25 protein-coding genes and 2 riboswitches are annotated in these 25,851 nt (G+C 44.1%); of the genes, 20 read left to right on the top strand and 5 right to left on the bottom strand.

What is annotated here, in order from left to right; all coding sequences use genetic code 11:
* Positions 1-42 precede the first annotated feature (42 nt).
* From BSG1_RS08485 to BSG1_RS08465, 5 genes are all read left to right on the top strand, one after another.
* Complete coding sequence (locus BSG1_RS08485; RefSeq protein ID WP_006836582.1) at positions 43-798, top strand: transporter substrate-binding domain-containing protein; 756 nt, start codon at positions 43-45, stop codon at positions 796-798.
* Positions 799-822: 24 nt separating this feature from the next.
* Positions 823-1,482, top strand: a complete 660-nt coding sequence (locus BSG1_RS08480; protein ID WP_006836581.1) for an amino acid ABC transporter permease — start codon at positions 823-825, stop codon at positions 1,480-1,482.
* The gene (locus BSG1_RS08475) at positions 1,475-2,209 is read left to right on the top strand and encodes an amino acid ABC transporter ATP-binding protein (RefSeq protein WP_006836580.1); all 735 of its coding nucleotides are present in this window, start codon (positions 1,475-1,477) and stop codon (positions 2,207-2,209) included. Before BSG1_RS08480 ends, BSG1_RS08475 begins: the two co-directional genes overlap by 8 nt.
* Positions 2,210-2,292: 83 nt before the next feature.
* Positions 2,293-3,498 carry a M20 family metallopeptidase gene (locus BSG1_RS08470; protein WP_006836579.1) on the top strand — a complete coding sequence of 402 codons (1,206 nt, stop codon included), beginning with the start codon at positions 2,293-2,295 and terminating at the stop codon, positions 3,496-3,498.
* Positions 3,499-3,633: 135 nt separating this feature from the next.
* On the top strand, positions 3,634-3,831 hold the full coding sequence (locus BSG1_RS08465) for a hypothetical protein (RefSeq protein WP_006836578.1): 198 nt from the start codon (positions 3,634-3,636) through the stop codon (positions 3,829-3,831).
* A gap of 56 nt (positions 3,832-3,887) precedes the next feature.
* Here the strand turns inward: BSG1_RS08465 and BSG1_RS08460 are convergent, their stop codons facing one another.
* Positions 3,888-4,598 carry a hypothetical protein gene (locus BSG1_RS08460; RefSeq protein WP_006836577.1) on the bottom strand — a complete coding sequence of 237 codons (711 nt, stop codon included), beginning with the start codon at positions 4,596-4,598 and terminating at the stop codon, positions 3,888-3,890.
* A 236-nt stretch (positions 4,599-4,834) separates the two neighbouring features.
* Here BSG1_RS08460 and BSG1_RS08455 point away from each other — a divergent pair, with 236 nt between their 5' ends.
* The 9 genes from BSG1_RS08455 to BSG1_RS08415 all read left to right on the top strand — a co-directional run bounded on the left by BSG1_RS08455 (position 4,835) and on the right by BSG1_RS08415 (position 14,074).
* Positions 4,835-5,284 (top strand): Lrp/AsnC family transcriptional regulator, encoded by a 450-nt coding sequence (locus tag BSG1_RS08455; protein WP_006836576.1) that lies wholly within the window; start codon positions 4,835-4,837, stop codon positions 5,282-5,284.
* A gap of 344 nt (positions 5,285-5,628) precedes the next feature.
* Positions 5,629-6,570: a nickel ABC transporter permease gene (gene nikB, locus BSG1_RS08450; protein ID WP_006836575.1), complete on the top strand. Its 942-nt coding sequence runs from the start codon at positions 5,629-5,631 to the stop codon at positions 6,568-6,570.
* Positions 6,571-6,596: 26 nt separating this feature from the next.
* The gene (locus BSG1_RS08445) at positions 6,597-7,499 is read left to right on the top strand and encodes an ABC transporter permease (protein WP_006836574.1); all 903 of its coding nucleotides are present in this window, start codon (positions 6,597-6,599) and stop codon (positions 7,497-7,499) included.
* Between the two features lie 233 nt (positions 7,500-7,732).
* Positions 7,733-9,274, top strand: coding sequence for a glutathione ABC transporter substrate-binding protein (locus tag BSG1_RS08440; RefSeq protein ID WP_006836572.1), 1,542 nt, complete (start codon positions 7,733-7,735; stop codon positions 9,272-9,274).
* A gap of 7 nt (positions 9,275-9,281) precedes the next feature.
* Positions 9,282-10,286, top strand: a complete 1,005-nt coding sequence (locus tag BSG1_RS08435; protein ID WP_006836571.1) for an ABC transporter ATP-binding protein — start codon at positions 9,282-9,284, stop codon at positions 10,284-10,286.
* On the top strand, positions 10,255-11,250 hold the full coding sequence (locus BSG1_RS08430; protein ID WP_006836570.1) for an ABC transporter ATP-binding protein: 996 nt from the start codon (positions 10,255-10,257) through the stop codon (positions 11,248-11,250). Before BSG1_RS08435 ends, BSG1_RS08430 begins: the two co-directional genes overlap by 32 nt.
* Positions 11,251-11,258: 8 nt before the next feature.
* A complete protein-coding gene (locus BSG1_RS08425) occupies positions 11,259-12,863 on the top strand; it encodes a gamma-glutamyltransferase family protein (protein ID WP_198008217.1) in 1,605 nt (534 codons plus the stop codon).
* Between the two features lie 120 nt (positions 12,864-12,983).
* On the top strand, positions 12,984-13,547 hold the full coding sequence (locus BSG1_RS08420; RefSeq protein WP_006836568.1) for a chromate transporter: 564 nt from the start codon (positions 12,984-12,986) through the stop codon (positions 13,545-13,547).
* Positions 13,544-14,074 (top strand): chromate transporter, encoded by a 531-nt coding sequence (locus BSG1_RS08415; RefSeq protein WP_006836567.1) that lies wholly within the window; start codon positions 13,544-13,546, stop codon positions 14,072-14,074. The genes BSG1_RS08420 and BSG1_RS08415 overlap by 4 nt, the downstream gene beginning before the upstream one ends.
* A gap of 635 nt (positions 14,075-14,709) precedes the next feature.
* Positions 14,710-14,794, bottom strand: a riboswitch (cyclic di-GMP riboswitch).
* Positions 14,795-15,487: 693 nt separating this feature from the next.
* A riboswitch (cyclic di-GMP riboswitch) is annotated at positions 15,488-15,573 on the top strand.
* 225 nt (positions 15,574-15,798) lie between these two features.
* Here the strand turns inward: BSG1_RS08415 and BSG1_RS21340 are convergent.
* Positions 15,799-16,938: an SEC-C metal-binding domain-containing protein gene (locus BSG1_RS21340; protein WP_044022616.1), complete on the bottom strand. Its 1,140-nt coding sequence runs from the start codon at positions 16,936-16,938 to the stop codon at positions 15,799-15,801.
* A 461-nt stretch (positions 16,939-17,399) separates the two neighbouring features.
* Between BSG1_RS21340 and BSG1_RS08400 the strand changes: the two genes are divergently transcribed.
* Together BSG1_RS08400 and BSG1_RS08395 are read left to right on the top strand one after the other, a co-directional pair.
* Entirely contained in the window at positions 17,400-17,813 is a 414-nt protein-coding gene (locus BSG1_RS08400) for a hypothetical protein (protein ID WP_006836563.1), read from the top strand.
* A gap of 74 nt (positions 17,814-17,887) precedes the next feature.
* Complete coding sequence (locus BSG1_RS08395) at positions 17,888-18,409, top strand: type 1 glutamine amidotransferase domain-containing protein (RefSeq protein WP_044022615.1); 522 nt, start codon at positions 17,888-17,890, stop codon at positions 18,407-18,409.
* Positions 18,410-18,458: 49 nt separating this feature from the next.
* On the opposite strand, the gene BSG1_RS08390 is transcribed toward BSG1_RS08395, so the two are convergent.
* Together BSG1_RS08390 and BSG1_RS08385 are read right to left on the bottom strand one after the other, a co-directional pair.
* On the bottom strand, positions 18,459-19,010 hold the full coding sequence (locus BSG1_RS08390) for a hypothetical protein (protein ID WP_044022614.1): 552 nt from the start codon (positions 19,008-19,010) through the stop codon (positions 18,459-18,461).
* Between the two features lie 13 nt (positions 19,011-19,023).
* Positions 19,024-19,461 carry a hypothetical protein gene (locus BSG1_RS08385; protein ID WP_006836560.1) on the bottom strand — a complete coding sequence of 146 codons (438 nt, stop codon included), beginning with the start codon at positions 19,459-19,461 and terminating at the stop codon, positions 19,024-19,026.
* A gap of 197 nt (positions 19,462-19,658) precedes the next feature.
* On the opposite strand from BSG1_RS08385, the gene BSG1_RS08380 reads away from it, so the two are divergent.
* The 3 genes from BSG1_RS08380 (at position 19,659) to BSG1_RS19795 (ending at position 23,074) form a co-directional block, all read left to right on the top strand.
* Positions 19,659-20,816, top strand: coding sequence for a sensor histidine kinase (locus BSG1_RS08380; RefSeq protein WP_006836559.1), 1,158 nt, complete (start codon positions 19,659-19,661; stop codon positions 20,814-20,816).
* Positions 20,817-20,915: 99 nt separating this feature from the next.
* A complete protein-coding gene (locus BSG1_RS19800) occupies positions 20,916-21,335 on the top strand; it encodes a VanZ family protein (RefSeq protein WP_052302377.1) in 420 nt (139 codons plus the stop codon).
* Between the two features lie 116 nt (positions 21,336-21,451).
* Entirely contained in the window at positions 21,452-23,074 is a 1,623-nt protein-coding gene (locus BSG1_RS19795; RefSeq protein WP_052302376.1) for a cell wall-binding repeat-containing protein, read from the top strand.
* Between the two features lie 116 nt (positions 23,075-23,190).
* Here the strand turns inward: BSG1_RS19795 and BSG1_RS08365 are convergent, their stop codons facing one another.
* Positions 23,191-24,555, bottom strand: a complete 1,365-nt coding sequence (locus BSG1_RS08365) for an FAD-binding oxidoreductase (protein WP_006836556.1) — start codon at positions 24,553-24,555, stop codon at positions 23,191-23,193.
* 304 nt (positions 24,556-24,859) lie between these two features.
* Between BSG1_RS08365 and BSG1_RS08360 the strand changes: the two genes are divergently transcribed.
* Entirely contained in the window at positions 24,860-25,810 is a 951-nt protein-coding gene (locus BSG1_RS08360; protein WP_006836555.1) for a glycerophosphoryl diester phosphodiesterase membrane domain-containing protein, read from the top strand.
* The last annotated feature ends 41 nt before the right edge of the window (positions 25,811-25,851 follow it).

Genomic DNA, 25,851 nt, shown 5'->3' with positions numbered 1-25,851 from the left:
TATCGAATAAATATTCATTAAAAACTTAGGGGGATTTAAGAGATGAAAAAACTTTTTGCAGGTTTGATGGCAGTTGTAGTAGCAGGTTCCTTGGCAGCATGCGGGACTTCTGAGGAAACGAGCGGAGAAGGAAAAGAGAAGATCATTATGGGGACATCGGCAGACTTTCCTCCATTTGAAACACGTGATAACAACGGAGAAATTATCGGCTTTGATATTGATCTTGCGAAACATATTACGGAAGAGCTTGGATATGAGCTTGAGATAAAAGATATGAACTTTGACGGTCTGATTGGTGCGCTGCAAGCTGACACTGTTGATTTTGTCGCATCCGGTATGTCCGCAACAGATGAGCGGAAAGAAAATGTTGATTTCTCGGTCGAATATCACCGTTCCGGGGAGATGTTCATCACGTTGCCAGAATCAGAGATTGAGAGTATGGATGACTTAGAAGGTACAAAAATTGGTGTGCAGCTTGGAACGATCCAGGATACGGCTGCCCAAAAGCTGGCTGAAAGCATTGACATCGAAGTGAAAGCGTTGGATAAACTTCCGGCATTGATTCAGGAGTTGAAGGCAGGACGTATTGATGCAATCTATCTTGATAAAACAGTGGCTGAAGGCTATATCAAAGAAGTAAATTTAAAAGGTTTTGACGATGAAAGTTCAGTGTCTCCTGGTATGGCGATGGCATTCCCTAAAGGCAGTGATAAGGTAGAGGAATTCAGTAAAGTAATAGAGGAAATGAAAGAAAACGGCGAGTTGAAAAAATTAGAAGAAAAATGGCTGAAAGAATAAATATATAAGAAATGAGGTGCAGGCATGGATTTGGATTTTCTCCGGATCGTGCCTTCTATTCCTTTTATACTGAACGGAGTATGGGTAACGCTGCTTTTCGTTTTGTTGTCGGGAATCGTAGGTTTTATCATCGGAACAGTTTTATCATTATTCAAGATTGGCAGAATTAAAGTTTTAAAGTGGTTTGCGGATGCATATACATCGATTTTCAGGGGAACGCCTCTAATTTTGCAGCTGATGCTGATTTACTTTGCCACACCACAGTTGACGGGCTTTGACATTCCACCGTTTTTGGCAGGGATGCTTGCTTTCGGTTTGAATTCTGGCGCGTATATTTCAGAAATCATCCGCGCGGGAATCCAGGCGGTTGATAAAGGTCAGCAAGAGGCAGCTGAGGCGCTGGGAATTTCCTATCGCCCAATGATGAAAGATATCATCCTTCCGCAGGCGTTAAAAAATATTCTGCCTGCATTGATGAATGAATATATTACATTAACAAAAGAATCGGCAATTGTGTCGACTATCGGATTTTTAGATATCATGAGAAGATCGCAAATCGTAAGCGCGAATACGTACACAGCGTTCGAACCGTTGATTTTTGCAGGACTCATTTATTATGTGCTTGTCATGTGCCTGACATTGCTCGGAAGACAACTGGAAAGGAGGCTGCGCCGAAGTGAGTAAGGATTACATCAAAGTGAACGACCTTCATAAAACTTATGGAAAGCTGGAGGTTTTAAAAGGAATATCAACAACAATCAATAAAGGGGAAGTCGTGGCGATCATCGGTCCTTCCGGATCTGGAAAGTCCACACTGCTCCGCTGCTTGAACCTTCTTGAAACACCGACGAGCGGTGAAGTATGGATTGGAGAGGAAGAGATTACAAATCCTAAAACAGACATCTTGAAAGTGCGCCAAAATGTCGGAATGGTGTTTCAGCATTTCAATCTGTTCCCGCATAAGACGGTGCTGGAAAATGTTACGTATGCACCTGTCGTGGTAAAAGGAGAGTCAGAGGCTGTGGCAGAAGAGAATGCCTTAAAACTCTTGAAATCTGTAGGGCTTTCTGAGAAAGCGAATGACTATCCGAACAGATTGTCAGGCGGGCAGAAACAGCGTGTCGCCATCGCCCGAGCGTTGGCAATGTCACCGGATGTCATGCTGTTTGATGAGCCTACATCTGCTCTGGATCCGGAAATGATCAAAGAAGTGCTGGATGTCGTCAAATCACTGGCACATACAGGTATGACCATGGCCATTGTCACGCACGAAATGGGCTTTGCTAAAGAAGTCGCAGACAGAATACTATTCCTGGACGGCGGCGTATTAATGGAAGACGTCCATCCAGAAGACTTCTTCCATAACCCGAAAAGCGAGCGTGCGAAAGAGTTCCTTGAAAAAGTACTTTAGTCCTTTAAAGCACTAAGAGGGACTGTCCCTCTTAGTGCTTTAAAGTAATGAAGCGTTACAATTCATAAATGAGGGTGATATGTATGAACTTACTGAAGCAGCAAGTTGTTGAAGAGATCGATAAGCTAAAGTCGGTGTTAGATGAAATCAGTATTTATATTGGAGAGAATCCGGAGCTGGGCCATGAGGAATTCAAGGCAAGCAAAGTCCTCTCTGAAACTTTGGAGGATCACGGATTTTCTGTGGAGATGGGTACTTGTAACTTACCGACTGCTTTCAGGGCTGTCTTTGACAGCGGTAAGGAAGGCCCGGTCGTCGGCTTCATGGCTGAATATGATGCGCTGCCGGAAGTCGGACACGCTTGTGGACATAACCTAATTGGCACTATGGGAATTGCTGCCGGCATTGGCGTAAGCAAGGTAATCTCTGAAACTGGCGGAAAGGTCATCGTATACGGCACGCCCGCCGAAGAAACCCGGGGAGGAAAGGTAACGATGGCGGAAGAGGGCATTTTTGATGAGCTGGATGTTGCTTTGATGGTTCATCCTCTCCACAGCTACGTCAAGAGTGGCTCATCGCTCGCGATGGATGCCATTCAGTTTGAGTTTTTCGGAAAATCCACACATGCTGCGGCAAGTCCCCAGGAAGGAATCAATGCTCTTGATGCTGTCATCCAAACGTTCAACAGCATCAATGCCCTTCGTCAGCACATCCTGCCGAGTGCGCGCATCCATGGGATCATAACCGAAGGGGGAAAAGCAGCGAATGTCACACCTGACTACGCGGTTGCCCAATTCTATGTCCGTGGAACCACACGTGCCTATGTAAATGAACTGACTGAAAAAGTGAAGAAGTGTGCGGAAGGAGCGGCATTGCAGACCGGAGCGATGATGAAGCACTCTTTCTACGAGTTCTCTTATGATGATATGATTACCAGCTCAGGGTTGTCGGAAGCCTTTACCCAAGAGCTTATTTCTCTTGGTGTGGACAGCACCGAGATCCAGGAACAGCGCGACGGCAGCGGTTCGCTCGATATGGGGAATGTCAGCCAGGTTGTGCCGTCCATACATCCCTATATTAAAATAACGGACGGGACATATGCCTGTCATACGCATGAATTCCGTAGAGCGGCCATGACGGATCAGGCGAGAGAAGCGATGATTCTTGGAGCTAAAGCAATGGCACTGACTGGGGTTGAGGTACTCGCAAATAGTGAACTCCTGCAAAAAATTAAGGCGGAGTTTGCTTTGCACCTTAGTGACAGGCACGCCCCTGAATTTGTCGACTAATCTTCACATGAAAAAGACCTGTTTACAGGGAGATACCTCTCTAAACAGGTCTTTTTGCATTACTCTCAACCAGAATAATCCCCTGCCATAAGGTAACCCTAAGCACATATCTAAAAAATCAAGGAGGGAACCATTATGGCAGTAGAGGACACAAACCGAAAAGCAGAACTGGACCAGCAGAAAGTCGTGAAAGCCCAAAACAAGTCTGATCAATTCCAAGGAATGGACACCGAATTTTCCCTTGATGAGTATGTGCAAAGAGCAGTGGCGAATAGCCAGCAATATCAGGCTCAGCATCAGCAGCCGACTTATGAACCAAATAAACCTCTTTAATATGAAAACCGGTACCTGGATTCCAGGTACCGGTTCACTGTTATCGAAATCTATTTTTACCCCCAGTTAACCACGACCGTGTTATCTTTTTTAAAGATTAAATAACCAGCCCCATCTGGAAAGTCCACTTGTACTTCCGCACCAGTTTCTGCAACCATATCAATGTTGCTGGCGATACCTGTCTCCTCTGAAAAGTTATGAAGGTCAGTGAAATAATCTTTTAAAACAGATATTTCTTCAACGCCCGCACTGACTGTCCCAACCGAGAAAAACAATAAAGGCACACCATCTTTAATAATGGCAAAGCAATCTGAATTCTCGATTGCGAATGGGCGGGCACCATGCTTTTGAGCAAACTCCCTTAGGTCTTTAAACTTTTCTACATCTGATATATCTACATATTCATCATTTCCAAATTTAATACTTTCCTGTTGAGGGGAATCTAGCTCTCCGGAAGGCTTTTCGTCAGTCCTTTCAGAGTCAGAGTCAGTTGATGAAGTGTTTTTGCTTTCCTCAGCGGCTGTGTCATTTTCGTCGCTTTCCGTATTGCTGTTTTTCTCAGTTTCGCTGGCTTTTGTTTCCTGCCCATCTTCTGTTGTTTCTGTCTCATCATTGTTCTCAGCCGTTTCTTCAAGCTGTGAATCCTTGGAGATATTCCCATCACTGTCTGTAGCTGTGACCGTACTCTTCGACCCTTGATAATGAAAGGCGCCAACTGCCAAAAACAAAACCGTGAAAAAGACAACAATTGAAAATTTCTTCTTCATCCTTCTCCTCCTCAACTTCTTAAAATGTTTCTTACTTATTAGACGAAAGAGAAAAAGATAAGTTTCAAGAATATTACAAATAAGTTACAATTAGGTATTAATACCCGTATAACTTCAAGAAAAGGGAAGGCTCAGCGCTGAACTCACAAAGAGGGCGCTGCCTCTGCCCTTCACAAACCAAAGATCATTAGTATAATAGGATATATGATTAAATCGGAAATGTGGTGCATAGGTTCATGAAGATTGATGATGTTGATCGTAAAATACTGCAGATCCTGACGGAGAATGGCAGGACTTCATATGTGGATATCGGTAAAGAGCTTGGTTTGTCGCGTGTATCTGTCCGAGAACGGGTGAATCAGCTGATAGAAGGCGGAGTGATTGAGCGTTTCAGTGTGGTCATCAACTCTGAGAAGGTAGGGAAAAGTGTATCAGCATTTTTCGAAGTGGACTGCGAACCCGCCTACCTTGTCGAAGTCGCTGAGAACCTCGTTGATCTGCCTGCGGTGGCGAGCTGCTACCAGATGACTGGTCCGAGTACCCTTCATATGCACGTGCTGGTCGAGGATTTCTCCGCCCTGGAGAACTTTGTTAATAAGGAACTATATGCCCTTGAAGGCATTACAAGAGTAGAAAGTCATATATTATTGCGGCGCTTTAAGAGCCGAAATGGATTGAAATTATAGGATTTGCTTACATAACGTAACCTGATAGCCAAAAGACTCAGACATGTTGATTGATAACATGTCTGAGTCTTTTTTTGTTTTTGTCTACGATAACCAATAGTTTCCAATAAAGCACCTGATTTCCCTTAAAAATATACATATAAACTACTTACTTAAGAATTAAGTAAACTTTTTTTTAAAAACACTAGAAATATTCAGAATAATACTTTATAATCGTCCATAACATAAAAAATATTCCGTTTGTAAGTCTAAAATCAACTTTAAGTTAACAAACGGAGGTTAACTTCAGAAAGCGACTACTAAAATGATGAAGCGCTTTCATAGTTAGGGGGAGGGTGAACCAAATGATAGCACTCATTTCACGCAGAATTATTCAACTGGTCTTATTATTATTCGGAATTTCTTTCCTGGTCTTTGGCAGTATGCACCTTGCACCAGGGGACCCGGCCACCATTATCGGCGGACCGACAGCGAGTGATTCTGACATCGCAGCAATCCGTGACAGCCTCGGCTTGAATGAACCATTTCTTGTGCAGTACTGGGATTATTTGAAAAATATCCTTCAAGGGGACTTCGGCTACTCATATCAAACGAAGCAGTCGGTGGCAGAAGCGATTGCCATCCGCTTTCCGAACACACTTAACCTGGCAATTGCCAGCATGATTGTCGCAGTGGTCATCGGTGTCATTGCCGGAATCATTTCCGCACTGAAGCAAAACTCCTGGCTCGATGTCACGAGCACCGTGTTTGCGTTAGGGGGGATTTCGATTCCGAACTTCTGGCTAGGAACCATTCTGATTCTCGTATTCGCCGTTAACCTTCAAATCTTACCGGTCGGAGGCTTGAGTGCTCCGTTCTGGACAGTAGAAGGAATGAAGCAGCTGATCCTGCCGGCGATTACACTGGGAACCGGGTCGGCAGCGATGATTGCAAGGATGAGCCGTTCATCCATGCTGGAAGTCATCCGCGCGGACTACATACGGACAGCAAGATCCAAAGGCGTGAAAGAAAAAACGGTGATTTGGATCCACGCATTGAAAAATTCGATGATCCCGGTCATCACAGTCATCGGTCTAAACTTCGGTTTCCTTTTAGGAGGAACAATCATTACGGAACAGGTTTTCGCGATTAACGGAGTCGGCAGGCTGATGATCGATGCCATCGCGGCAAGAGACTTCCCGATGGTACAGGGATCGGTGCTTCTGGTCGCAACATTATTCGTTTTAGTTAACCTGATTGTCGATATCGTTTACGTCTTTATTGATCCAAGAATCAGCTACGATTAAGCCGTATAGGAAAGGAGGAACCTATTATGTCAGCAGAAGCAGTACTTAATGAAGAAATCCAGCCGGAATCGAAGCCGAAGAAGGAAAAGTTTCTGGTCACGACGTTTAAACGTCTGGTAAAAAACAAACTGGCTGTCATCGGTCTGATCATTATCGCTCTACAACTGGTCCTGGCCATTGCAGCACCGGTAATTGCCACGCATGATCCATTAGAGCAAAACCTGCCAGCCTCTGAATTGCCGGCCTTCTCAGAAGGTCACTGGCTCGGAACGGATAACTATGGAAGAGATATATGGAGCCGGATTGTATACGGAGCCAGAATCTCCTTATCCGTTGGCCTTCTGGCTGTCAGCCTTGGATTGATCGGCGGAGTTGCCTTGGGGTTAATCTCAGGTTATTATCGCCGCCTCGACGGCATCATCATGAGATTGGTAGATTTACTGTTTGCATTTCCGGGCATCCTGCTGGCGATGTTGATCATTGCCATCCTTGGAACAAGTCTTGTGAATGTCGCAATCGCAATCAGTATCTGGTCAATTCCATCCTGCGCCAGGATTGTCCGCGGTTCGGTCCTTACGGTGAAAAAACAGGAGTACATCCAGGCGATGCGCTCGCTCGGGGCAAGTGATTTCAGAATCCTCGTGAAGCACATCCTTCCAAACTGTATGGCGCCGATTATCGTGTTTGCAACGATGAGGATGGCAACGGCCATTCTATCTACTTCAGCTTTAAGTTTCCTTGGATTGGGTGCACAGCCGCCGACTCCGGAATGGGGAGCGATGATTGCCCAGGGACAAAACTTTATGTGGACTTCGCCTCATATGACGATCGTTCCGGGAATCGCAATCATGCTGATTGTATTCGCTTTTAATGTCGTCGGAGATGGATTAAGGGATGCACTGGATCCAAATATGAATCTGAATCAGTAATAATTTCTTGAAAATGCCGTTCATAAAAAATTGTTGTTGTTTTCAGGGTTGATTGTAGCGGTAGGTGTGCGACTTCCTGCGGGACTAGCGGGACAGGTGAGACCCCACAGGCGCAGCCGAGGAGGCTCACCGCCCGCCCCGCGGAGTCGCACACCTGAAGCGGAAATCAACTATCTTATTAAACTAGCAGCAATATTTATCAAAAAAGCACTTAAAAATAGGGGGAAAATTCAATGAAAAAGTGGTTGGCAGTTCTATTAATGGCAATGCTTGCTTTTGCAGCAGGCTGTTCCAGCAATGCAGGCAGTTCAGATGGAGGAAGCGCAAGCGGCGGGGAAGATGTACCACAGGAGTTAACCTATGCTTCTACATCTGATATCGTCGGACTTTCTCCGATTGGAACAAATGATTCTGTATCTTCCCGCGTGATTGAGCAAATCTATGAAACTCTTTTCACTAGAAATCCTGAAACAATGGAAGTCGAGCCAAAACTAGCGGAATCCTACGAAACACCTGATGAAAACACTTGGGTTATCAAATTGAAAGAAGATATCCAGTTTACAGATGGAACGCCTTTCAATGCTGAAGCAGTAAAATATACATTTGATAAATTCCGTGATCCTGAAACAGCGGCACCTCGTGCATCATTATTGGAGCCAATCTCAGAAGTAAATGTTGTTGATGAGTACACAGTGGAAATCAAAACAGAAAAACCCTACGGTGCGATGCTTGCAGCGCTGTCTCACACGAACGCTTCCATCGTTAGTCCTGATGCAGACAAATCTCAAGACTTAATGAAGGAACCAGTTGGAACGGGTCCATTCAAATTCGTCAGCTGGACACAGGGTGATCAAGTTGTCCTAGAGAAAAATGCTGACTACTGGCAGGGTGAACCTACACTTGAGACTGTAACATTCAAAGTGGTACCGGAAGTCAATACAGCCATCTCCATGCTGCAAACAGGCGATGTACAGTTCATCGACGGAATCCCGTCAGAACAGCTGCAACGTGTGGAATCACTTAAGAATGTAGAAGTGAAGAAGAATGAAGGAACGCCAATGTACTACATGGGCTTCAATATGACAAAAGAGCCGATGAATAACCCAGAATTCCGTCAGGCTGCAGCGTATGCACTTGACCGCGAAGCGTATGTCAACAAGTTAAACGGACTTGGTGTACAAGGGAACAGCGTCATCGGACCTAAAGTATTTGGTTACGACGAGTCAGCAGATGAAGCTGGTTACAACCACGACCTGGAAAAAGCAAAAGAACTTGTTGAGAAAAATGGATTTGGAGATCAGGAATTGACAATGCTTGTTGCCAATACGGACGCTTACATGATGATGGCTGAAATCGCTCAATCACAGCTGACGCAGGCAGGCTTCAAGGTGAAGATTGAATCAATGGAGTGGGGTACATTCCTTGATACAACGAAAGAAGGAAAATTCGATATCACGTTCTTAGGCTGGTCTAACTCTACAGCAGATGGAAGTGAGCTGCTGTACCCGAACTACCACAGCGACAATATCGGAGCTTCCAACCGTACTGGTTACTCTAACCCAGAGTTTGATAAATTAGTCGATGAGTCAAGACAAAATGTTGATCAAGATATTCGTCAACAAAAATTGAATGAAGCGAATAAGATTCTTGTCAAAGATGCCCCGGTTGTCATCATGCACCATGGTGTTGTAACAGCGGCATATGATAAATCCGTCAAAGGACTTCAAGTAGACCCGACAGGACAATGGTCACTATACAACGTTTCAAGAGAGTAGGGATACAATGTCTAAAGAATTACTATCTGTATCGAATCTAAATACTGCTTTCCGTACGGCTGATGGGGAACTATCAGCTGTACGGGGTATCTCTTTTTCAGTGGATAAGGGAGAAACACTCTGTATCGTCGGAGAATCCGGCTGTGGTAAAAGTATCACATCACTATCATTGATGGGGCTGCTGCCAAGCAACGGATACATTAAAGACGGATCGATCGATTTTGACGGCCGTGATTTAACGAAGCTGAAGCCTGAGGCACTGCGAAAAGTCCGCGGGAAAGAGATTTCAATGATTTTTCAGGAGCCGATGACCGCATTGAATCCTGTGTTGACAATCGGCTATCAATTGCGCGAGCCACTCATGCTTCATAAAAAGATATCTAAAAGAGAAGCACATAAACAAGGAATCGAACTGTTAAAGCAGGTCGGCATTCCATACCCGGAGAAACGGATGAATCAATATTCTCATGAACTGAGCGGCGGGATGAGACAGCGTGTCATGATTGCCATCGCTCTGGCTTGCCGTCCGCAATTATTGATTGCCGATGAACCGACAACTGCGTTGGATGTAACGATCCAGGCACAGATCCTTGACCTGATTCAGGATCTCAAGGATGACCTCAACATGGGCGTCATCATGGTCACTCATGATATGGGGGTTGTAGCGGAAGTTGCCGATAAGGTTATGGTCATGTATGCAGGGGAGAAAGTCGAAGAAGGCGATGTCGAGAGCATTTTTAACAGCCCTCAGCATCCGTATACGCAAGGGCTTCTCCGCTCAGTACCTGATGTCGATGATCCATCTTTTGAATTAGAAGCAATCCCGGGATCACTGCCGAACTTGAATGAGCAGATTTCAGGATGCCGTTTTCACCCTCGTTGTCCTTTCGCAATGGACTGCTGTAAGACAGATTCACCAAAAGAATATGATGTAAATGGAACACACCGCGTAAAATGCTGGCTTCAGGAGGTGCAAGAGGATGGAAGTGCTCGAGAAAAAATCGCTACTTAAACTTGACGGGGTTCAGAAATACTTTCCTATTAAAGGAGGTTTCCTGAAACGTGTCCAAGGGCATGTCAAAGCTGTTGAAGATGTCAGCTTGGAGGTTTATGAAGGAGAAAGCATCGGGGTCGTCGGAGAATCCGGGTGCGGAAAGTCAACGCTGGGCCGCACCATTCTCGGCCTCGAAGACATCACCAATGGCAAAGTCTTTTATAAAAACAATGAAATACAAGGGTTGAGCGGCAGCAAACGAAAAGAACTCACAAAAGAAATGCAGATGATCTTCCAGGATCCATATGCAAGCTTGAATCCGAGACAGCGAATCGGTAATGCGCTGGAAGAAGTGTTCGTCATGCACACCAATCTTTCAAGCAGTGAACGCAGACAGAAAGTGTACGATCTTTTAAAAGAAGTCGGGCTTAAGGAAGAGCATTTTGACCGCTACCCTCATGAATTCAGCGGTGGACAGCGCCAGCGGATCGGGATTGCGCGCGCGATTGCGTTGAATCCTTCTGTTATCATATGTGATGAGGCGGTTTCAGCACTGGACGTTTCCGTACAGGCGCAGGTGTTGAAGCTTTTGAAAAATCTACAGGAAAAATACGGTTTGACTTATCTGTTCATCTCCCATGACCTGGGGGTTGTCCGCTACTTTTGCGACCGTGTCCTGGTCATGTACCTCGGAAACACATTTGAACTGGCTTCATCTGAACGTCTTTATTCAAACCCGCTTCACCCTTATACGAGAGCACTGCTTTCTTCGATTCCGCGGCCGAAAGTCGGAGCCAGGAAAGACCGCATCCGGTTGACAGGGGAAATCCCGAACCCGGCAAATCCTCCTTCAGGCTGTCCATTCCATACCCGCTGTCCGCTCGCGACAGATCTTTGCAAACAAGCAAAACCGGAGTGGAGGGAGATCGAGAAAGATCACTTTGTAGCTTGTCATCATGTTGAACAGGAGGTTGTGAATTAATGGAGAACATGGATTTTTTATACCACCCGTATGCTTCACAGCGAAATACGGTTTTTTCAAAAAAAGGAATGGTCGCGACTTCCCAGCCATTGGCGGCACAGGCAGGGCTTGAAATATTACAGCGCGGCGGCAATGCAATTGATGCCGCGATAGCAGCGGCCGCTGCACTGACGGTTGTCGAGCCGACTTCAAATGGAATCGGCGGCGATGCATTCGCACTAGTATGGGTGAAGGATAAGCTGCACGGCTTGAATGCCAGCGGACCTTCGCCTAAATCGATTTCTATCGAAAAAGTGAAAGAAAAAGGCCATGAGAAAATGCCGGTTCACGGTGTCATTCCGGTAACGGTTCCGGGCGTCCCGTCTGCATGGGCTGAACTGTCTGAGAAATTCGGAAAGCTTTCACTAAAAGAAACGCTGGAACCTGCCATCCGTTTGGCAGAGGAAGGCTACCCGCTCACACCTATTCTCGGTAAGTATTGGTCACTTGCTTATAAAAAATTCAAACAAATTTTAACCGGTGATGAGTTCAAAGCGTGGTTCGAAACATTCGCTCCAGATGGGAAAGCACCACAGATCGGTGAAGTATGGTCATCACCGGGGCATGCTTCGACATTGAAGTCCATCGCTGAAACAAACGCTGAAAGTTTCTACCGCGGAGAAATTGCCGACAAAATCGGCTCCTTCATGGAAGAGCACGGCGGGTTTTTATCAGCGGATGATCTAAAGGACTACCGCGCCCAATGGGTTGATCCAATCAAAACGGATTACAGAGGCTATGATGTATGGGAAATCCCGCCGAATGGGCAGGGATTAGTCGCGTTAATGGCTATGAACATTGCGAAAGGCTTCGAGTTCCAGGAAAAAGACGCAGTCGATACATACCACAAACAAATCGAATCAATGAAGCTGGCCTTTACGGACGGAAAAGCATTCATTACAGAGCAGGAAGATATGCCTTTACCTGTAGATGAACTCTTATCCGACCGTTACGCAGCAGCACGCCGTGAGTTGATCGGCGACGAAGCCATCACGCCGGAAGCTTACGATATCCCTAAAGGGGGTACTGTTTATTTGGCGGCAGCTGATGATGAAGGCAATATGATCTCATACATTCAAAGTAATTATATGGGCTTTGGCTCAGGGGTCGTCATCCCGGGCACAGGTATCGGCCTGCAAAACCGCGGTCATGATTTTTCCCTGGACCCTGAACACCCGAATGCCTTGAAGCCTGGCAAAAAGACATATCATACGATCATCCCTGGATTCCTGACGAAGGGTGATAAAGCGGTTGGTCCGTTCGGAGTAATGGGCGGATACATGCAGCCTCAGGGGCACTTCCAGGTAATCAGCAACACCATTGATTTTCATTTAAACCCACAGTCAGCTCTTGATGCGCCAAGATGGCAGTGGATCGAAGGGAGAAAAGTTCTTGTCGAGCCGAATTTCCCGACACATATCGCGCAGGCTCTGGCAAGAAAAGGACATGAAATTCAGACAGCCACAGACGAGGGAATGTTTGGCAGGGGCCAAATCATTTGGAGAGATGAGGGTACTGGTGTACTCATGGGAGGCACAGAGTCGAGAACAGATGGAGCTATTGCGGCTTGGTAAGAATCATGTCCGGACATCAGGCAGGGGAAAGTTGGGCAAACTAAACCTGCCTTCTTCAATGCTTGATGTCATGCTCAATTTGATAAAGAGCATATCCAACAACAAGAGGGTGATAAAACCTTGAAACAACTTCAATTATTTTTAGCTTTCTTCAGGGTGGGAATCCTGGGATATGGCGGCGGGCCGTCATCGATTCCCCTCGTTCATAAAGAAGTCGTGGAGAAATACAAATGGATGGACGATGATGATTTTTCAGATGTTCTTGCTTTGGGTAATGCTATGCCGGGACCGATTGCCACAAAGATGGCCGGTTATATCGGCTGGCGGGTCGGAGGGCTCATCGGCATGATCAATGCAGTACTGGCCACCATCATTCCGACGATTATTCTCATGATCTTACTTCTGAATGTCCTGAATGCTTATAAAGATAAAGCGTGGGTACAGGGAATGGCGAGTGCCGTTGTTCCGGTGGTCGGGGTGATGCTTGGGGTTCTAACCTGGGATTTCATTATGAAATCAAGAGGTGCCTTGGGCTGGTCTGTGACCATCGGGATTCTGATTGGAAGCCTGATCATTATCGAGTTAATGGGCATTCATCCAGCAATCGTAATCGGCGGTCTGCTCGTTTACGCTCTGGTTGGCAAAAAGAAAAAGATACCTGAAAGAGAGGTGAAAGCCTCATGATCTATTGGGAAATCTTTTTAGCCTTTTTTATTCCTGGTATTCTCGGTTATGGCGGCGGTCCCGCTTCGATTCCACTTGTTGAGAATGAAGTCGTCGACCGCTATGGATGGCTGACTGTCAATGAATTCAGTGAAGTCTTGGCCTTGGCGAACGGGCTTCCGGGACCGATTGCCACAAAAATGGCCGGTTATATCGGGTATGAGCAGGGCGGAATCCTTGGAAGCATCGTCGGAGTATTTGCCACCGTCGCTCCATCATTGATTCTGATGATCGTTCTGTTGAGCCTGCTTATGAAATTCAAAAGTTCACCAAGAGTCAAGAAAATGACCAACCTTGTCAAACCGACCATCGCCGTTTTACTGGGCGTCATGACGTGGGGATTCATCTCCAGTTCTTACGAAGGAATTGGCTGGATTCAAACGATCATCTTGGCCACCGCAGCCTTTGTACTACTGGAAAGACTGAAGGTCCATCCGGTTTACGTGATTGGCGGAGCGTTGGTTTATGGTGCGGTGTTTTTGGCATAGGTTCGTCTAATAGAAAGGATCACATGCAGTGCAATAAGTAGTTCAGTTTTGGATTGCAAAACCAGAAAAGTAGTCCAAAACGGACTGCTTTTTTACTATGGATTGAGAAAGTCACCAAGGGAAGAGGAAGGGTACTTTAAATAAGGGGAAATTTTTCCGTTAAACTGCAGAATTTAGCTGGGGAGAGGTAAATAAGGGAAGGATTTTCCTTTAAACATGCTCAGTAATCCAATTCTCATGTTTTTATAGTTAATAGCGGAAGATTTTTCCCTTATTTGACCTATTTTCCTCAATATTTCATCCATAAGGGAAATTTCTTCCCTTATTATATAAGCTCATGGTGCTGGTACTTTTTTTGGTCCTTGCTTCTATGGTGAAGGGGGCCTTTTTGTTTTGTGCTTTAGTCCCGTTTCTGGCAGTCAATGAGCAAATAGGATCACGGTATAAAAATAAGCACCTAAAATCAGGTGCTTATTTTAGATTCATGATATTTTATTTTTCGAGATAAATCTCCTTTTAATTCCTGATCCAGGCAATCCTCAAGAAGCATAGCATAATAACCTGCAAAAAATCGATGGATTAAATTCACGATTCAAAACCTCCAACACATTGTAATAAATCGTACGGAGGATGTATTCGGTAACTGGCTGGCATCATCTGTTGATTTTAGCCCCTATAGTTTTGCGTCGTCACTTTTCAATGATTTTGCCCTTTCGTACGATGGTATTACTATTTTCTTATATTTTCCTTTCCGTAATAAATAGGAAAATACTCCTGAATTCGTATATTAAGGTATTCTTTTAGGAATAATCATTTTGCTCAATGATAATGTATAGAGAAATTCCAATAAATATGGTGATCAATAATTTAGGGCTGCAAAAATTAATAGCGGGGTCGGCTATAAAAGGATTAGACATTAAAGCAATAGGTCAATCTTTGAAGGAGGACAGAAAGTTTTACTGCAAGTGTAGGACGTTGATGAATTGGCAGGGAGCTTGCGTGGTTTTATTACCTCTAAAACGAAATGAAAATTATGGCGCAGTGGCAAGATTGATCAGGAAGTTATTGCCAAAATGACTTTGGAGGCTTGGACATGGGTCTACCTAATGATTAAGTGAACTGGGGCCATTAGTGTCATTTCGCGGGCATTTGTCTGAATTTGCCGTCGATAGTTGTATTTAAAAATTGGTAGATTATTCTGTTAATTGGTAGTAACATGAAATTATACAAGTAATGTAAAAAGTGTAAAAGGGAGGTAATCCTTTGCCTGGTTTCTATATGAGAGAGATTGGCACACCATTAAAGCTCATTGGAATCAAGTTCTTTAAGTGCGAGGAGAATCGCATTTATATTAAGGTTCTTCAAAACCCACGCAGGCGTCTATTTAGATAATAAATAATTTATGGTTATTACATTCGAGAAAGGCAAAGTCATTGAAAGATGGCGGCGCAAAACTATAGGGGCTACAGTCTGATCGACGATGCCAGCCAGTTGCCGAATTCTTCTTCTTATTATTTCTCCCTCTGCTAAACCCCATAGCATTCCTATTCTTCCTAATAATTATTTTTTCACTTCTATTTTTTTATAGTAATTTGAGAACCGGTTGTACGTCCGAACTCCTGGATTAATTGATGGTCATGTTATGTCTCCGTTCGTTTACTAAGAGATACGGATTGATGACGGTAATAAAGAAATCCAGTCGAACAGGACTGGATTTCTTCAATTTATAAACAACACTTCTTATATTTTTTTCCGCTGCCACAAGGACATGGGTCGTTCCGTCCGACTTTATCCTCTTTAACAGTTGGTGAAAATGCATCTCTAATTCTTTTCTCTCTTTCAGTCAGGTTCTTTCTCATTTCATATAGAGCAGGGTGAGCAATTCCATTGAGTACAAGGTTTGCATAAAAGGATTCTTCAAGGTCAGCCATGAGACTGTCATATCCTTCTTCCATCTGTTTTTCCAGCAGAGGGATTGCTTCTACCGATAAGTGCTGGCATAGAGCATCTGCAATGATTGTCTTTATAGTGATATCTTCAGTCTTATTCCAAAGTCTCATCAAGGCTTTTTCTGCTTCAGTTGATTTGATCTTCGCCAACACATCCAGAGTGTATATGAAAGAATCTTCAATAAGAGCGATCTTTTCTGCCTCCAAGACAACTTCATCCGTTCCGATCTTGATAAGGGCAGAAGAGATTTCTTCCAATGCTTCATCGGAATCGTCCCTGTTGAGAAGTTTTATGAGTTCAGGAATTACCGACTCTGTGTGGAGCTCCCCAGCCATATAGATTTGAAACATTCCGATGAATGTCGTAAATGAGTACTCTGAAATTTCACTCAGTGCATTTTCTACTTCCCAGTCCTCAATGATACCTCTATCAATCATTTCCTTGACGATGCGTTTTCCTAACTGAAAAAGAGTGTGACTAGGCATACCGTTATCCAGATCATTCGCAACACTGGCCAGTTTCATGAATAAACCTTCTTCGTCCAGCTCCGGAAGGGATCTCAGTTCTTTCAGGAATTCAGCATCCAGGTAAGCACTTAATTGATCCCCATATTTAAGAAGGACCGAGGTTTCGGCATTCTTCAGTAAGTTAAGGTACCATCCCTTATTGCGCTTGTCATTCTCTAACCTGGAGATGAGTTCTAATACGCCGTCTTCATCCACAGGCAAAAAGTCGATATGCGGCAGGATGGTGGAGGGGAAAATAGTGGGGAGCTTTCTGTCGTATGCTTCCAAAGCTATGAATAGTGTACTTGGAGTGGCAAGATGGCTGTCCTGTAAGATGGAAACGGCATAGTGCTGGATATAAGGGTCATCACTTAAGAGAGCGGCCTCAATTCTTTCTAAGAAATTCATATTAACTTCCTTTCTATATTGAACAGTTTTTACCTCAATACCTTTCATTCTACCTAAGAAAGGGAATTCATTTAAGAGATGATTCCTGCATATTTTCAACAGCGTAAAGTCTTATTTATCATTCTATTCCCTATCCCTGACAATCGCAAATTCTGAAAGGTGTGTTTTCATCATAGTATAAAGCTCATTCTGTGGTGGGTATCCATCTTCTTCAACGACTTGCATGCATTTGGAAGTTAAGTGGCATTCTTAAATGCTAGGAGGCACTTTTTAGGCAGTCCATTCTCATTTGTCGAATTTTCTCTAACGGTTTTTGTTTTTTGTATATGCACGTTAAAGATTATAATAGGGAGACAAAGGAGGTGTACCTATCAAAATGAAACGATGTAACTCCAACTCACTTTTCTCTCTCCCCGAAGATCAACTCCATTGCCTATCAAATCCACTAAAGAAAGGAAGAAATGAATTTGCCCAAAGCCTACCTCGTAAATACAAACAAATCTCAAAATCCCCGTAATGAAGCGGAAATGCTCGAAGAACAGAAAGTCGCCGCCTATTATTCTCCTTGGAAGTACCTCATTAACCATATTGAATCCAATGACATGGTGTACCTTTACAGCAATGGAAACGGAATTATCGCCCGTGGAATAGGATCCGGCATAGTTGAAAAAACCGGAGAGGATGACCTGGAACATTATATGCCGCTGCTTCAATTTGAAAAACTGGAGGAACCGCTGCCGCCCTCAAGCATTCTTCAGCTTGCACAAGGAGTCACGGATGAGAACTACAGAATCAAGTGGAATCAGACGTTGATCCATTTACAGGGTTTCATCGGAGAAGAAATCTGGCGCTATATTACGAAAAACAACCTTTAACATCCGGGAAGTTTGCATTCTGCCTTTTGGTATCCGAAAATAAAAGGGAGAACAATAAAAGGAGGTCGAATCTATTGAAACTGAAAGATAAGAAAGTTCTTCAGCTTGTCAGTGATGATTTCGAAGACCTGGAACTATGGTATCCCGTCCTTCGCCTGAGAGAAGAAGGGGCGACGGTTCATCTTGCTGGTGAGAAGAAGGACCATGAATACAAAGGTAAGTACGGCGTGCCCGCTGTTTCGGATGTATCATTCCATGATATTAGTCCTGATGACTACGATGCATTGTTAGTACCTGGAGGATGGTCTCCGGATAAATTAAGAAGGTATGAAGAAGTGCTTTCGATTGTCCGGAAAATGAATGAAGACAACAAGCCGATCGGTCAGATATGCCACGCCGGCTGGGTGTTGATTTCGGCAAAGATCCTTGAAGGCAAAAAAGTGACAAGCACTCCTGGAATCAAAGATGACATGGAGAATGCAGGCGCAACATGGGTTGACGAACCTTCGCTTATTGACGGAAACATCGTATCCAGCAGAAGGCCGCCTGATCTGCCGGATTACTTAAGAGATTTTATTAGTGTTATGGAAAAATAAAGACGAAAAAGACGAGTCCTCGTGGTGGTGGACTCGTCTTTTTTTAGTCTTATTTTTTTGTAAGTCTCTGAATATCTGTCTCGGCATGGAATAATCTTCTATTTAAAGCCTCAGAACTGGAATCTATTTTGGTATGAAACGTTTTTAACAGGGCGATGACATCTTCGTTCTGATTGGTTTCAATCCGTTTGACGATTTCTTTGATCTCATCTTGTCCGGTCTCCAGATTAGAGAGCCGTTTGTCCATTGTATTTAACTTGCTTTCCTGTTTGGCAAAGGCTTTGTCGTGTTTATCGAATCTGGCATCCTGTTGGTCGAACCTAGAAGTGATCTTCTTATCCTGTTCCTCAAATTTGGCAGTGAACTTCTGGTCTTGCTCATCAAATTTGGCAGTGAACTTTTGGTCTTGCTCATTAAATTTAGCAGTAAACTTCTTGTCTTGTTCAACGAACTTGGCATCCTGTTGATCGAATCTCGCAGTGAACTTCTTATCTTGCTCATCAAACCGCTTATCGACATCATTAAACCGTGCGTCAACTTTATCTAACCTTTCATCAATCGAATCCAGTTTAGATAAGATTTTATCCAATTTTTCGTCCATTTTTTCACCTCTTTTAGAATGCGTAATCTTTTCCGGCAAGTACACCAAACTCGAAAATTTTGTAAGCTGTAAGGGTAAAACATTCGGCAGCGCTCTCTTCAAACCGGCGGGAGGCGTGATCTGTGATGGTATCAAGCCTTTCCTTTACTTCCTTGGAGATGTCTTCTTTGAGGTATTCATCTAGCATATTGCTTTTGGAGTAAAGGGAAAACAGGAATCCATCTACAAAAAGGTTTAAGCCATGGTTTTCAATAAAGCGGTAACGGAATGGGGATTCGAATAAAGGTTGAAGATCTCGGATTTGCTTTTCATAACGGGCCACTTCATATAGTACTTCCAGTATATCCGGGATTCGTTCACTATAAAAGAATAGAATATCTTCTTTTAGCTTTTCCCTGTTTTGGGAAAAATCATCATTTAATAGATTGTGTTTTTTAATCGAAGAGTTCAAAAGGGGACCTCCAAATTTGATATTTTTTTCGGGGAAAGCAGTGAGGGCAGCGAGGGTCAGGATTAGAATTTTCCAAATATCACCTCCTTTTTATCATTTTAGCATTAATTTACATTAAAAAAAGGAAAATTTTCCGAAAAATCATTCTATTATTTGGTATGATTAGGGGAAAGAATGATTGTTAAGGGTGGGGCTTAATGACAACAACTTCTGAAAAGCTTGCGGTGTTTCTGGATGAAAACTTTCAGGAATTCTTGAATAACTGGAGAAACAAAGTGGTATTGGCTGAAGATGATAAATTTAGTGAAGAAGTCGTAGGTAACGGCATCGGGATGTACAAGCTTGTAAGACGGGCAATTGAGGGTCCTCTCAGTGAAGAGGAATTGATGCTGCTGGCTGAAAAGGTAGCCAGGGAAAGAGTCGAAGCCGATACGAATATCAGTGAATTTGTATACAATGTCAACATGGGAAGAAGCGAAATCATTAAATGGGTGAACAGTTCAGGCATCCAGATTGATGAGCTTAACCCATATATAGAAGAGATTAATAGGGTTTTCGACCGTTTTTCTTATTTAGCTGTCCGATTCTATACGGAGATTAAAGATAAAGCTTTAAAGGAAAAGGAATTATACATTGATCAGACGCATAAAGAAAGACTGACTATCCTAGGGCAGATGAGTTCAAGTTTTGTTCATGAATTCAGGAATCCTCTGACATCTATTATAGGGTTCACGAAGTTATTGAAAAATGACTATCCGGAATTGCCTTACCTGGATGTGATGAGTCATGAATTGGATCAGCTGAATTACAGGATTTCTCAGTTTCTTCACGTATCAAGGAAGGAAATCATTGAAAGTAAAAAGGAGAAATTCCTTGTTTTCTCCATGCTGAGTGAATTGATAGAATTTCTTTATCCGAGTATAGTAGACGGCGACGTTCAGGTGAAATCCCATCTGGAAACACAGGTTTATATTAAAGGCAATAAGGAAGAGCTCAGGCAGGTATTTTTAAACTTGATCATGAATTCTATTGATGCACTGGAGCAGGTCAAGGGTGAAAAGCGAATCACAATCACTTGTACATTTGATTATGAAAATGATGAAATCCAGGTGAAGGTGGCAAACAATGGACCAGAAATCAGCGCGAAAGCCCTTGACGCTATTTTTGAGCCATTCTACACGACGAAAGAACTTGGGACGGGAATCGGACTGTACATCTGCCGCAAGCTGGTTGAAAAGCACGAAGGCAGCATTGTCTGTACTTCAAGCCCGGAGGAGACAGCTTTTACCGTCACGATACCGGCAGCTAAGGAAGGTCCAGCGAGGGGCTTGTCCTTTAGTTCTCTAAAGCATTAAGAGGGACTGTCCCTCTTAGTGCTTTAAAGTGGAAAAGTATAATAGATTGGTATGGAACTATCAATAATTGACAAGAATGATGACAGGGAGGGATTCATCTTGCGGTTATTGGTAGTTTTTTTGTATTTAAGTTTGCTATTTGTCATGGCTTGTACGGCAAGCTTGACCGATCTGATTGAACATCAGCAAATCAGGTTTTCGGTGGATGCCAAGCCGGATTTTTACAGCTTCTTTGAATTTCGATCCTTTAATTATACTCATCCACTTTATATCACTCAGAAGTCTGGCCACGCGATAAGTTTCTTCATGCTGGCCGTGCTCTTGATGGCTTTATATAACAGTTTAAAGGCTGTCATCTATGTAACGTGGTCATTTGCTTTTTTAACTGAAATCGCTCAGTTGTTTTTTTCCCGGACGGGCTGTCTGGTCGATGTGCTCATTGATCTTTTCGGGGTGATGTTATTTCTAATAGTTTATTTTACGAGCCGGCTTGTAGCTGGTTTAGTCCTTATTCGATAGATTATGATAATGCCGGATTGTTCTCTAGCTAAGACACTTTTTTCTTTATAAAGCATAAATACGGAATAATAGGGTAAATGGGTATGAGTCTATCTAACTATTTGAAGGAGGAACTCATGAAAAAAAGCCTGGTACTGCTTTTTTTGCTTATTTACTCTATGATTAATTTTTCTTTACCCCAAGAAGCTGAAGCGAAGGTGGACGAGAGACCGGTATACATAACAATTGATGATGGTCCTACAGCCTATACCGATGATTTTCTGACCGTATTTAAGGAATATGATATGAAAGCAACCTTTTTCATGCTGAAGCCAAGTATGGAAAGATACGGGAGTTCGCTGCGCCAAATGGACACGGACGGTCATGCACTCGGATGCCATGGGGTGACTCATGAAAGGGATGAATTCTATGAATCCCCTGAAAGTGCAGTTCGTGAAATGAAATTATGCGTTGCTGCTTTAGAGGACATAACGGGAGAAACGACAAGTGTCGTCCGCGTACCCTATGGAAGCATTCCGGATATGGAAGAGCAATACCGGGAGGCGATGATTGAAGCAGGGCTTAAGATGTGGGATTGGAACGTCGATACATTGGATTGGGATTGGGAGGACAGGGATAAAATCGTCTCATACACCATTGAGAAAGTAGAGGAAGCAGAAGAGAATGGTGAAATTCCCATCATCTTATTTCATGACCAATATGAAACATTGAAAGCACTGCCTGAGATCCTTAACTATTTAAAAAATAAAGGATATTACAGTGAGACCATCACTTCCTATCAGGACCGGTATAATTTTTTTCATAAGATTAATATGGAAGCAAAGGTGGCAAACCGATTCGGTGGTATGAATAGGTATGAAACAGCAATTGAGATTTCAAGGGAAGGCTGGGATTCTGCGGATACGGTGATGATTGCAAGAGGGGACGATTTTCCGGATGCGCTGGCCGGCGCACCACTTGCCTATGGATTAGATGCCCCGATTCTCCTCAATCATCAGGATAAACTGCTTCCTGAAGTGAAAGCGGAAATGGAGAGGCTGAACGCAAGAAAAGTAATTATATTGGGCGGCCGGAGTGCAATTTCCAATGAGACGGAACAAGACATAGCTGCAGCGGGCTTTACGGTTGATAGGATAAGCGGAACGGATCGATTTGAAACAGCAGCGAAAATTGCTGAACGTCTTTCCCGTGAGGAAGGAACGGCGATTGTTGCAAATGGCAGAAGCTTTCCGGATGCTATGGCAATAGCCCCTTTTGCCGCCCAAAAAGGCTACCCTATTCTGCTGACAGAAGTGGATGAACTTCCAACCGCCACCCGGGGAGCGTTATCCGGAATATCTAAAACCCTGGTAGTAGGTGGAGAGGGAGTCGTTAATAATGTGATATTCTCCCAATTGGCGAATCCTGAAAGGTATGCAGGAGATAATCGATTTGGAACGGCCGCGGATATCACAGAGCGTCTTCTTCCGTCTAATAAAGCATTTGTGGCAACGGGATATGAATTTGCAGATGCATTGACCGGATCGGTTTTAGCCGCAAAAAATGGGGCCGCTTTACTGCTGGTGAAAAACAGTTTTATTACTGCTGAGACAGCCAATGCGGTTGAACAGGCGGGGATCAATAACTTTACCATCCTCGGAGGAAAGAATGCCATTGACTACAATGTCGAGGAATGGTTCAAAAACTACGATTTTGCCTCCATAAGCGCGGAAGGAACCTATGGCAATCAGTCGAAATGAACAAAGTGTGCTCCTAACTTGGAACTCGGAGCACACTTTACTTGTTGTCTTTATCGCAGTAAAGCACTAAAAGGGACAGTCCCTCTTAGTGCTTTAAAGTGTTAAAGTTCAGACCTTTAATTAAACATTTTCCCGGGATTCAACCGATTCTCGGGATCGAGCAGCTTTTTGATCGATTTCATCACGGATAGTGCGGCTCCGTGCTCAAGTTCCTGGTATTTAATCTTTCCAAGACCGACGCCGTGCTCTCCTGTGCATGTGCCTCCAACCTCAATGGCTTTACGCGCCACGAGGTCATTGATACGCGCTGAAGCGGCTGCCTGCTTAGGGTCATGAGGATCATAGACGACCAGGGTGTGGAAGTTTCCGTCACCAACATGACCGAATACCCCTCCAAGCAGCCCGCTTTCATCTATAAGCGCACGGGCGTACACCACCATCTCTGCCAATTGTGAAATCGGAACGCAAACATCCCCTCCTGAATGGGCCATTCCCTGCAAGTGGCGAAATGCATAAGCCATTTCATGGCGGGCGCGCCACAGCTCTTTGCTTTCGGCAGCACTGTTTGCCCGTTTCCAATATTCACCTCCGTGCTCGAGAATCAATTCTTGTGTCAGTTTGGCATCTTCCTCGGCCGAAGCTTTCGTACCGGAGAATTCCAAGAAGAGGGAATGCTCTTCGGGAAAAGTGTGTTCCCCAGTTAAATTCACCTGCCTGATACTGGCCGCGTCGACAAGCTCCATCCGAAGGACTTGTATCCCGCTCATTAAGATTGATTGGGCAGCCTCTGCACATTTTTTCGGTGTAGAGAAAGTACATCGTGCGGTTACCGTATGTTCAGGTATGCCATGAAGTTTTAATGTTATGGCAGTGATGATTCCCAGTGTTCCTTCTGATCCCACAAATAACCCGTTCAGATTATATCCACTCGAAGATTTTTTAGCGCGGCTTCCCGTATTGATGACCGTTCCATCGGCTAAAACCACTTCCATGCTCAGGACTTGATCCCGCATGGAGCCGTAACGTACGGCGGTTGTTCCGCTTGCATTCGTCGCAACCATCCCGCCAATGCTGGCATCTGCGCCGGGATCCACCGGGAATTGCAGCCCGTGCCGGTTAATCGCTTTGTTGAGTTCTTTTCTAGTCATTCCAGGCTGGACGGTCACGGTCAAATCCTCAGGATGAAAAGAGAGTATCCTATTCATTCTTTCGAAGTTCATAGAAATCCCTTTGCTGACCGGAATAGCATGGCCATCCAGGCCCGAACCTGCCCCAAAAGGAGTTACGGAGAGGTCATGGTTTCTCGCAATCTCTAAAATGCTGATGATTTCCTCCTTATTCTCTGGAAAAACGATAACATCTGGTTCAACAGGCGGATGAGAGGATTCGTCCCTGCTGTGGCGGTACATATCCCCTTCACTAGTGCTTACTTTATCTTTGCCTAACAGTTCGTATAATTTGTTGACAACATTTTGAACCACTATCTCACCTCAATAATTTATAAAATATTCAAACTACTATATCTGTAAAATATCATAGCATAGATTCCTATTGAAATTGTCATTATTTGTTTATTACGTTAACGCGTTCCAGTACTAAGAGGGACAGTCCCTCTTAGTGATTTAACGCGGTAACGTACGAAGAGGGACTGTCCCTTTTGGTGCGGTGAAGCAGCAAAGCGCAAATGCAAAATAATTACAATTAGTTGGTCGTTTTACCAGGGAATAATGATAAAATAGTCAATATATTGAGATTTTTGTATTTTACTTTTGGGAGGATTACATAATGAATTCACAGCTTAACAGGCCAAAGGGGTTTGGCGAGATTTTAGATCAGACGTTTCGTCTGAGCAAAAAAAGGTTTTTAGACTTTTTTATGATTTTTCTTATATTGCTGGGGCCGATTTACCTGCTTCAGGCTCTATTTGAGTTGATGGCGGGTGTTAACTTTTTCAGACAGACAGGGGCCGGAGGTAATTGGTTTGAACAGTTCATGATAAATTTTGAGGAAGCCCCAGAAACAGAGCCAATTTCTGCAGCGAGTGTAGGAGCGGGCATTGCATCAGCCCTTCTTGGCATTGTCAGCACCTTTTTCACCGTTATCGCAGGGGCTGCAATATTAATCGGGGTCAACCATATCCGCAAAAATGAAGAGTTCACCGCAGGAAGTGCCATCAAGCAGGCATTCAAACGTTTCTGGCCGCTTGTTGGAAGCAGTATTTTATTCGGTCTGATTATCATTGGAATGATTGCGGTTCCGCTTATGGTCGTTGGATTCAGCGGCTTTTTCATAGCAGGATTTGGAGGGGCTTTTACAGGCGAATCCTTTGCAGGGTCCATCGTTACGATCCTATTTATGATTGTTTTGCTTTTGGCAGGTGCAGTTGGTATCGGATATCTAGTTACACGCTGGAGTTTTTACCTTGGCGTGGTCACGATTGATAAAAAAGCGCCCGGGATCGGCAGGAGCTGGAACCTCACGAAAGGCCGCGGCTGGGTGGCATTCGGCGTTTTCCTGGTTCTTATGTTGATCACTGGTGTCGTCACGGCTGCCTTCGAGTTGACATTCGGTTTGGCACTGGGTTACAGCGTGCTTTACTCCATCCTCATCAATCTGGTGACAATGCTGACATCGATCATCACTTCGGTCGGTTTTGCGGTTATGTTCTTTGATTTAAAAATCAGAAACGAAGCGGAAGACTTGCAGGAGATGATCGAGGATTATAAACAAGAATAGCGGTTGGGAGCTCCATGCTCCCTAACCGCCCAATGAAAGTC

This window comes from Bacillus sp. SG-1, assembly GCF_000181495.1.
GTDB lineage: Bacteria > Bacillota > Bacilli > Bacillales > Bacillaceae_B > Rossellomorea.
The sequence above is the reverse complement of the archived record's forward strand: the minus strand, read 5'-3'. Positions and strand labels throughout refer to the sequence as shown.